This is a genomic window from Halobacillus sp. ABD4_316, from assembly GCF_056161385.1.
This window is the reverse complement of record NZ_JBSWZA010000001.1, coordinates 1,322,259-1,331,625: the sequence shown is the minus strand read 5'-3', so window position 1 is coordinate 1,331,625 and position 9,367 is coordinate 1,322,259. Positions and strand designations below refer to the sequence as shown.

Annotated in this window: 8 protein-coding genes and 2 rRNA genes; 8 read left to right on the top strand and 2 right to left on the bottom strand. The window is 46.1% G+C overall.

The annotated features are described in order from the left end of the window. From ACXAJH_RS07145 to ACXAJH_RS07130, 4 genes are all read left to right on the top strand, one after another. Nucleotides 1-109: ribosomal RNA gene (locus ACXAJH_RS07145) — 23S ribosomal RNA — on the top strand; the annotation flags it as partial. Between the two features lie 201 nt (nucleotides 110-310). Further along, nucleotides 311-424, top strand: a 5S ribosomal RNA gene (rrf, locus tag ACXAJH_RS07140). 235 nt (nucleotides 425-659) lie between these two features. Next, entirely contained in the window at nucleotides 660-1,826 is a 1,167-nt protein-coding gene (locus tag ACXAJH_RS07135) for an iron-containing alcohol dehydrogenase (protein WP_474971124.1), read from the top strand. 376 nt (nucleotides 1,827-2,202) lie between these two features. Continuing rightward, a complete protein-coding gene (locus ACXAJH_RS07130; RefSeq protein ID WP_474969249.1) occupies nucleotides 2,203-2,472 on the top strand; it encodes a hypothetical protein in 270 nt (89 codons plus the stop codon). A gap of 326 nt (nucleotides 2,473-2,798) precedes the next feature. On the opposite strand, the gene ACXAJH_RS07125 is transcribed toward ACXAJH_RS07130, so the two are convergent. Then, nucleotides 2,799-4,058 (bottom strand): BaiN/RdsA family NAD(P)/FAD-dependent oxidoreductase, encoded by a 1,260-nt coding sequence (locus ACXAJH_RS07125; protein ID WP_474993443.1) that lies wholly within the window; start codon nucleotides 4,056-4,058, stop codon nucleotides 2,799-2,801. A gap of 103 nt (nucleotides 4,059-4,161) precedes the next feature. On the opposite strand from ACXAJH_RS07125, the gene ACXAJH_RS07120 reads away from it, so the two are divergent. Together ACXAJH_RS07120 and ACXAJH_RS07115 are read left to right on the top strand one after the other, a co-directional pair. Beyond that, nucleotides 4,162-5,769 (top strand): putative polysaccharide biosynthesis protein, encoded by a 1,608-nt coding sequence (locus ACXAJH_RS07120; protein ID WP_474969246.1) that lies wholly within the window; start codon nucleotides 4,162-4,164, stop codon nucleotides 5,767-5,769. A 12-nt stretch (nucleotides 5,770-5,781) separates the two neighbouring features. Further along, entirely contained in the window at nucleotides 5,782-6,501 is a 720-nt protein-coding gene (locus tag ACXAJH_RS07115) for a pseudouridine synthase (protein ID WP_474971125.1), read from the top strand. Nucleotides 6,502-6,572: 71 nt separating this feature from the next. Here ACXAJH_RS07115 and ACXAJH_RS07110 read toward each other — a convergent pair whose 3' ends face one another. Continuing rightward, the gene (locus ACXAJH_RS07110) at nucleotides 6,573-6,770 is read right to left on the bottom strand and encodes a DeoR family transcriptional regulator (RefSeq protein ID WP_474970429.1); all 198 of its coding nucleotides are present in this window, start codon (nucleotides 6,768-6,770) and stop codon (nucleotides 6,573-6,575) included. A 182-nt stretch (nucleotides 6,771-6,952) separates the two neighbouring features. On the opposite strand from ACXAJH_RS07110, the gene ACXAJH_RS07105 reads away from it, so the two are divergent. Together ACXAJH_RS07105 and pepV are read left to right on the top strand one after the other, a co-directional pair. After that, nucleotides 6,953-7,978 (top strand): potassium channel family protein, encoded by a 1,026-nt coding sequence (locus tag ACXAJH_RS07105; RefSeq protein ID WP_474993442.1) that lies wholly within the window; start codon nucleotides 6,953-6,955, stop codon nucleotides 7,976-7,978. Then, the gene (pepV, locus tag ACXAJH_RS07100) at nucleotides 7,975-9,345 is read left to right on the top strand and encodes a dipeptidase PepV (RefSeq protein ID WP_474969243.1); all 1,371 of its coding nucleotides are present in this window, start codon (nucleotides 7,975-7,977) and stop codon (nucleotides 9,343-9,345) included. Before ACXAJH_RS07105 ends, pepV begins: the two co-directional genes overlap by 4 nt. Nucleotides 9,346-9,367: the final 22 nt, after the last annotated feature.

Sequence of the window (9,367 nt, the reverse complement as noted above, 5' to 3'; positions counted from 1 at the left end):
TGCTTCGAGCAGATAAGATCCCTCAGAGACGATGAGGTTGATAGGTCCGAGGTGGAAGCGTGGTGACACGTGGAGCTGACGGATACTAATGGATCGATGACTTATCTATATGAAGAAGGCGAAAGCGACTGGTCAAATCCGACTGGCTAAGCAAACATTCGTAAAGACTGTGTTTTTCAGTCTTGAAGAAGGTGTGCTTAGAACAGCGAGGATTTAGGAGCTGCAGCCGGACTAAACTTCGTGAATCGTGTTTTAATCAATAGTTGTTTCCTTATCTGGTTTTGAGGGTTTACCTCAAACTTTATATTGATGTGGTGGTGAAGGCGGAGAGGTCACACCTGTTCCCATGCCGAACACAGTAGTTAAGCTCTTCAGCGCCGATGGTAGTCGGGTTTACCCCCGTGAGAGTAGGACGCTGCCACGTCACACGAACCCTTCAGGATTATCCTGAAGGGTTTTTTATGTTTTCTAATGATGATTTATAGTTTGCTCTTCTCTTATGAAGAAATAAAGAAGCGTGTCTAAAGGACTGGTTTTACAGTGGGGAAAACCAGTCTTTGGTCACGAATTTGTTCCATAAGCCTGCTGCTGTGTTTAACATAGCAGGTAAACGGTTATGTTCCCTCTGTGAGTTCAAATCTAGTTTGGAGGTATTGAACATGAATCGATTTACAATTCCACGCGATATATACTTTGGTGAAAATGCTCTTGAAATCCTTCAGGAGATCAAAGGTAAGCGGGCACTCCTTGTTATTGGCGGAGGCTCAGTAAAAGAAAATGGAAATCTGGATACGATTAAACAACATTTGTCTAAAGCGGATATAGAAACGAAAGTCATTGAAGGTATTACAGAAGAGCCGTCTACGGACTTAGTTAACAATCATCTGGAAGAAGTGAAAAACTATGAGCCGGACTGGATCATTGGTATCGGAGGCGGGTCCCCAATGGATGCTGCCAAAGCCTTCTGGATTTTCTATGAACACCCGGAACTCAGCTTCCAGGACGCAATGGAGCCATTTAATCTGCCGGCTCTAAGAGGGAAAGCGAAATTCATCGGAATCCCGACAACAAGTGGTACAGCGTCAGAGATTTCCAACCTCTCTGTCATTACAGAATCAGAAACAGGGGTGAAATATCCGCTGGCTGATTTTGACCTGACACCAGACCTTGCTGTCATTGACCCGGTTATGGTTGAATCGATGCCGAAGCACGTGACCGCCTATAGTGGTATGGATGCTGTAACACACAGCATTGAAGCTTATGTGGCGAAACCGAGGACGACCTTCACTGACGCTTTGTCCATTGAGGCGTTGGAGACATTGGATCAGCATCTCCTGGCTTCTTACAAAGACAACCAGGATTCCCGTGAAAAAGTTCATTACGCTCAAGCGATGGCAGGCATGGCTTTTGCGAATGCTGTTCTCGGGAACGTTCACAGCCTGGCGCATAAGAGTGGACCGACCTTTGGTGTTCCACACGGCTGTGCGAACGCGATTTATCTTCCATATGTCATTCAATTCAACCGCAGTGTAGTGGAAGACCGCTATGCAGCTCTTGCCCGCCGGATCGGCCTTTCCGGACAGACAGATGAAGAACTCGTAGATCGTCTGATTGAATGGGTACGCAATCTGAATAAAGAGATGGATGTACCAAATACACTGAAAGACTTTGGTGTAGAAGAAGAGTTGTTTAAAGAACATGTCGATCAAATGGCTGCCAATGCTGTAGAAGATCCATGTACTGGAACGAACCCTCGTGAAACTTCTGTAGAGCAGATGAAACAATTGTTCATCGCTGCTTACTATGGTAAAGATGTAGACTTTTAATTCATGAAAAACACCCGGTTCCTGACCGGGTGTTTTTTATTGAATAGCTCTGTTAAAGTCGGTTGTTGATATTTTAAACGATTACTAAATCGTTTCCGTCTGGAATTAGGGGTCCGTTGTTTACTCAGAGCATGGGATGGCAGGGAAAACCGTCCGCTTTCCGCGGCTCACGGTACCCCACGGAAAGGGAGTCATTCCCGGTCGCCTCCTACAAATCCCATGACAGAAAGGGGGGATAGGAGCTCACATGTTAAATAACAACACCAAGCAATAACAGAGACTATTGGATAGGGATATGATCCATCCATGAATCTATTAAAGTGTGGTAAAATATAGGCGGGAAGATGTATACATAAGGAATGAAGGAGCGTTTGAAATGGTTCAATTTGAAAGAAAACGCAATACATTTTGGAATTGGAAGTATGCCGTTCTTCTGCTGCTTCTCCCCCTTGGGTTTTATCTTGTTTCTCTGAAAGAAGATATTGGAGAAATCCAGCATATGATTTTTGTGGCTATGATCGTATGGCTGGCTATTGCAGGTGTTTTCGGTTTGACGAACAGGTGGGACCGGCTGCAGGCCTATGGATATCTTTACCTCTTCAGCAGTCTCTTATTCTCGTTTTTAGGACTGGTTTTTATTTGGTAATTCCGGTTGAATTTTCATAGATTCCTCGTTATACTGATGATGAGAATATATGTTCGGGGTGATCATCATACAACTGACGAGATGGAGTTATTCACGTAGGAAAATGGTCCGCGGATATTTCGATACGTTTCCACATTCAACCGTATATTTCAGAAGGATACGGCGTTTCTATATTATTTATATGGTCGATTGGCATGAGGAGGATCCGGTTATCATGCCGGAGAACCGTGAGGAAATGCAGCTGTTGATCAACCGTGAGCTTGGCCGGGAAACAGAATATAAACAAAGAAAGTCGAGAAAGGGCTGACCCTTTCTCGACTTTTTTGTCATGCCATCGCTTCCCATGCTGCGTGCATGCCCGCTACACGGCCGGTGACCATTGCTGAGGTAATATTGTATCCGCCGGTATATCCGTGAATGTCCAGAACTTCTCCACAGAAATAAAGTCCCGGCATGAATTTCGACTGCATGGTATTCGGGACGATTTCCTTGATAGAAACACCGCCACCTGTTACGAAAGCTTTTTCGATCGGCTGGGAATCGTGTACGTGAACGGTAAAGTGTTTCAGCAGTTGAACGAATTGGTGGAGCTGCTGATTGGACAAGTTCGCCGCTTTATCCTCACGATCGATGTCGGACTGATCCAGAACATAGTCGAGCAGACGTTCAGGAACCATCCCCTTGACTACATTCCGAAAAGCTTTTTTGGGCTGGTCTTTCATCGTTTTCTGAAGCTCATCGTGCAGGGATTGTTCATGCTGGTCAGGAAGAGCATCAATCTCCACCTGCACAGGTGAGTGGCCTTTCATCAGCTCTTTCACGACATATTGAGAGCAGCGTAAAACAGCAGGCCCGGAAAGACCGAAGTGAGTGAACAGCATATCCATCCGGTGGGTGATGATCTTTCTGCCTTTCGGATTTAATACCGATACGTTCACACCCCGCAGAGAAAGTCCCTGAAGAGTCTTTTGTTTAATTACAGTGTCGTTTGACAGCAGAGGCACTTCTGTCGGAAACAGCTTTGTAATCGTATGTCCTGCTTTCTTCGCCCATGCATAGCCATCTCCGGTAGATCCGGTATGCGGGACAGCTTTCCCGCCGGCCGCAATGACTACAGCATTCGTTTGTATCTTCTCTTTGGACTTCAAAATGATCTCGTGTTCGTTTTCTCCGTAATGAATGGCATCCACAGGCGTTTCTTTTCTTACTTCGATATTCAATTCATCCATCCGGTTCAGAAGGGCCTGGACAACATCCTTCGCCTTATTACTGACCGGAAACATCCGGCCGTGGTCTTCTTCTTTGAGCGCGACTCCAAGCCCCTCAAAGAAGTCAATGATATCGTAATTGTTAAAAACAGAAAATGGACTGTATAGGAACTTTCCGTTTCCTGGTACATGCTTGATGACTTCCTCTTCTGGAAGGCGGTTCGTAACATTGCAGCGCCCGCCTCCGGAGATGGCAAGCTTGGTGCCCAGCTTTTTTCCTTTTTCAATCAAGAGCGTACTTACACCCTGTTCAGCAGCAGCGATGGCTGCCATAAGCCCTGAAGGCCCTCCGCCGATGACGGTTACATGGTAATTCATAAATGTCGTCCCTTTCTTATCTCATCGTTCCTTGTTTATCCTCTATCTATGATAAAATAGATGAGGTCGATTCTACAATAAAATTGAAGGTGAAAAGCGAATTATGTCAAAAATACTTAAAGGTACCTTGTTATTGACTGCAGGAACTTTCCTATCCAAGTTCCTGGGAATGATTTATACGGTTCCGTTTGAAAATATGGTGGGAACAGACGGGACCGACCTATTTTCCATTGCTTATGTTCCCTACAGCATTCTGCTCAGCTTATCGAGCATGGGTGTTCCTGTCGCTGTTTCCAAGTTTGTGTCCAAATACAACTCGCTTGGTGATTACGAGACCGGTCAGCGGATGCTGAAAGCGGGGATGACCCTGATGTCCATCACAGGAGTCATCGCGTTTTTAATGCTGTACTTCTCAGCTGAACAGGTAGCCATATGGACAATCGGCTCGGATTCTGACCGCCTTGGTCATGCGACGATGGTCATTCAGATGGTCAGTTTCGCCTTGCTCGTAATACCGCCGATGAGTATTACACGAGGCTTCTTCCAGGGACATGAGTCTATGGCCCCTACGGCCGTATCACAGGTCGTTGAACAAATTGTCCGGATTGTTTTTCTTCTGGCTTCTGCTTTTGTTATTGTCCAGGTGCTGGGCGGCCCTGTCCATCAGGCGGTCGGTTTTGCAACGTTTGCCGCTTTTATCGGAGGAATTGCTTCCTGTATCGTTCTGTACGTGTATTGGAGAAAGCGTAAACCTTTCCTGGAAAATCAAATTCAGGCTCAGGAATATACGTACGGATTGTCCAATAAGGAAATGTTCAAGGAATTGTTCACCTATGCCGGTCCTTTCATTCTGGTCGGGATTGCTACGCCTTTATACCAGCTGGTCGACCAGTTTACTTTGGAAAAAGCGATTAAGGCCTCAGGCGCTGAATATAACAATGCTTTTTCCATCATAAATTTTCTAAGTCATAAATTGATTATGATTCCGGTTACGCTCGGCCTTGGTTTATCCCTGGCGCTGCTGCCTGCGATTACACAGGCGTTTACGAAAAATGAGATGGACCGTTTGAACAAACAGATCAACCAGGCCCTCCAGATTGTCGCGCTGCTGATCATTCCTGCTGTCGCCGGCTTATCTGTCGTTGCGTGGGAAGCGTATGGAACGTTTTATGGCGTGGATGAGATAGAATACCGCGGAGATCTTCTCAGGTGGTATGCACCAGTAGGGCTGTTCCTGGCCTTATATACGGTCACTTCTTCGATTCTTCAAGGGGTGAATAAACAAAATTTCGCTGTTGTCAGTCTCGGAACAGGAATCCTGCTGAAGCTCAGCTTAAATTGGTGGCTTATCCAGATGCTTGGCGCCAAAGGCGCGATTTTAGCGACAGGTATCGGTGTGGCTGCAGCTGTCAGCCTGAACTTCTGGCGTATTTTTACGACCATCGACTTTTCTTATAAGCAGCTGCTGAAGCGTACGCTGCTTGTCGTCATTCTGACAGCAGTCATGGCCGTAACGGTACTTCTAGTCAAATGGCTGCTCGGTTTTGTATTTGAACCCACTGAAAACCGTCTGGATGCTTTGATCGTATTGATCATCAGTATAGGGGCCGGCGGAATCGTCTACTTGTGGACGGCCTACAAGACGACACTGCTTGAACATGTACTGGGCGGAAGAGTCCGTGTGCTGGATAAGTTTTTGAAGCGCAGCTAAGGAGGAATAGGATTGAGAATTGATAAACTGCTTGCCAATATGGGCTATGGAACTCGTAAAGAGGTGAAAGGCCTTTTGAAGAGCGGCCATGTCCGCATCAACGGCGAACCGGAAAAAAGCCCGAAAACCCATGTGGATCCCAAGGAAGACTTAGTGACGGTTATGGGCGACGAAGTGGAGTACCGGGAATTTATCTATCTAATGATGAACAAGCCGGGGGATTTAATATCCGCTACCGAAGATCCGCATGAGACAACAGTGATCGATATTCTCCAGCCGGAGGATATCGTCTTTGAACCGTTTCCTGTCGGGAGACTCGATAAGGATACAGAAGGCCTGCTCCTGATCACGAACGACGGTCAGCTGAACCACCGGCTGACTTCTCCGAAAAAAGACGTGGGAAAAACCTACTTTGCCCGTATAGAAGGGAAAGTCACTGAGAGCGATGTGGAAAAATTCGCTTCAGGGGTCACGCTGGATGACGGCTATCATACGAAACCGGGGGAGCTGGTCATTCTTTCTTCTGATGAATTTTCGGAAATCGAACTGACGATTACCGAAGGCAAATTCCATCAGGTAAAGCGGATGTTCGAAGCTGTAGGAAAGAAGGTTGTATACCTGCAGCGGATTAAAATGGGGGAACTGGTTCTTGATGAAGAGCTGGAGCTTGGAGAATACCGTGAGCTGACGGATGAGGAACTGGAGTATTTGATGAATATAACAAACCTCTAAGTTCGAGAATAAGAAAAAAACACCCGGTCCACGACCGGGTGTCATCTATATAAGAAGAAATAATGATTCAATTATGAGATTTTAACCCTCTTTTCAGTGATTGACCACCTTCCACGGTGTGGACTGGCGACGAGTCCATTGTATTCCAATATGCTTAAGTCCCTCTGCATTGTGCGATCAGTGATACCAAACTCATCTGCTAACTCATTTGTCGAGACTGTCCCTTTTTCTCTAATGTAAAGGTAGACAGCTTTGATCCGGGTGAGCATACGTGATGATGGATGATTCAAAAAACCACTCCTTAATCGTCATTATATGGAACTTGTGGTGCCAGTGAATCTCTGAAGTTGGTTTCATTCTACAATAATGAAAGGTATCGTGCTACTATAATCCTCTCAATTTACAGATTATTCACCTTATTTACAGATTATTAAAGATCGGAGGTATGAAATTGTACTTTTTCAGGAAAATTCTTTTAAAAATGGTAAAGGTCAACAATCTTGTCCTTTTCTTAGCAAGCATAGCCCTGCTGCTTCTATCCAGTATTTTGATCGTAATCGTGGAGAATGATACCTTCCCGACACTATTCGATGGGTTCTGGTGGGTCATGACAACGGTAACCACAGTAGGTTACGGGGATTACTCTCCTGCCAGTGCTGGTGGGCGCCTGATAGCCATGTTTTTATATATCTTCGGAATCGGTCTGATTGGAATCGTGATTGGTAAGGTCGTTGATAGTCTGGCCATTTATAGAAAAAAACGTCTGGAAGGTGATATCGTGTATAAAGATCAAGACCATTTTGTGATTATCGGCTGGTCACAGAAAACAGAATTTGCTGTGAAGGAAATGCTGGATACGCATGAAGACTGTGAAATCGTATTGATCGATCAGCTCCCGGAAGCTCCTATGCTTTCAGAAAACATTCATTACATAAAAGGAGATGCGGGAGATCAAAACACATTGGAAAAAGCCAATATAACCAAAGCGAAAGCTGTACTGATTTTTGCTGATGATCAGATGACCAGCAATCAGATGATTGATGGAAAAACACTTCTGATTGCTTCATCCGTTGAAAATCTGGCTCCGGGTGTCCATACGATCGTTGAAGTGATGGAGGAAAAACACATCAAGAACTTTAAGCATGCCCAGGTGGATGAATTTATCGTCTCCAGTGAAACAATTTCCTCTTTGGCAGTCCGGGCAGCATTCAGAAAAGGGGTTTCTGGAATTTATGGACAGCTTCTGAAGCGTTCTGTAGGAGAGGACCTCTTTTACATTCCGACCCGTCCGGAGTGGCGTACTTACAAGGATGCCTTTCAAAATCTTCTATCTGAAGGAGCCACCCTTATCGCAGACCGGAATGACCTGGCGATTAATCGAAAGCTGGATGAGCCGATTCCTGAGAATGCAGAACTTTATGCTGTTTGTGATAAAGCCACGTATGACGCCATTCTTTCTAAAGGAGGACAATCATGAATTTTAAAACATTAAGTGAAGCGTATTTGGATTCCTTCCTTACTCATGCTGGTGAACTGATCAGCATTCCAAGTGTTTATGAGAAAGACGAGGATACACCATTTGGACCTGCCATACAGCAGGCCTTATCCCATATGCTTGCGCTTGGAGAGAAAGACGGGTTTGAAACAAAGAACATCGACGACTTTGCTGGACACATCGAATTTGGAGAAGGAGACGAAATCATCGGGGTGCTCGGCCATCTTGATGTGGTTCCTGCGGGAGAAGGATGGACATCCCCGCCCTTTGAAGCTGCTGTAAGGGATAATAACCTGTACGGACGCGGAGCCCAGGATGATAAAGGACCTGTGATGGCTGCCTATATGGCCATGAAAATGCTGAAGGACCAAGGATTCCAGCCTAAGAAGAGAATACGGCTTATCCTCGGTACAGATGAAGAGCGGGACTGGCAGGGGATCAGCCATTATTTTAAAAAGGAGCCCATGCCTGTGGCCGGCTTCACGCCAGACGCTTCTTTTCCGGTGATTCATGCTGAAAAAGGGCTGCTTGATGCTTATGCTTCGTATCCTGCTGCAGCGGACGGGGAAGGTGACGTCCGCCTCTTACGGGTGAAAGGGGGAGGACCATTGAATATGGTTCCGGATGAGGCCGTAGTCGAATTGACAGGGTCCGTTCGCTCGGCTTTTGATGCCTACATGAACGAACATCAAGCAGATGCATACCTGGAGGAGAAAGAAGAGACTGTCCAAATTGTGTTCAAAGGGAAAGCGGCTCATGCAAGCCGTCCGGAAACAGGGAAAAACGCGCTGATAGACCTTTTGGGCTTTCTCTTCTCTCTTCCGCTTCCTAAAATCGACCGTCAGCTTGTTTCACAGCTGCTTGCCTGCTTTACAGATACGGACGGCAGAGGTCTCGGTTTGAACAGTTCTGATGACGTATCCGGACCATTAACATCAAATCTGGGCTCTTTGGAAAAGACAAAGGAAAAATGGAGAGTCGGGCTGAACCTCCGCTATCCTGTAACGGCAGACGCAGAGCAAGTGATGGAACAATTGCACACCGCCCTGGAAACAAATGGAGGAATGGTGGAGATTTACGATCATCTGGCGTCTCTCTACGTTGAGAAAGAGGATCCTTTAGTACAGACGCTGTTGTCCGTCTATAACGAAGCCACCGGCGGCCAGTCAGAAGCTTTGTCCATTGGAGGAGCCACTTATGCCCGTTCTTTGACCACCGGAGTCGCTTTCGGGGCGATGTTTGCCGACAGTCCGGATACTGCACATCAGTCTGATGAACATGTCAGGTTGAAGGATATGGTAAAAGCCATGGAAATTTATGCGGAAAGCCTGTACCGGCTGACAAAATAAAAGGACGATGGAAACGGAGGCG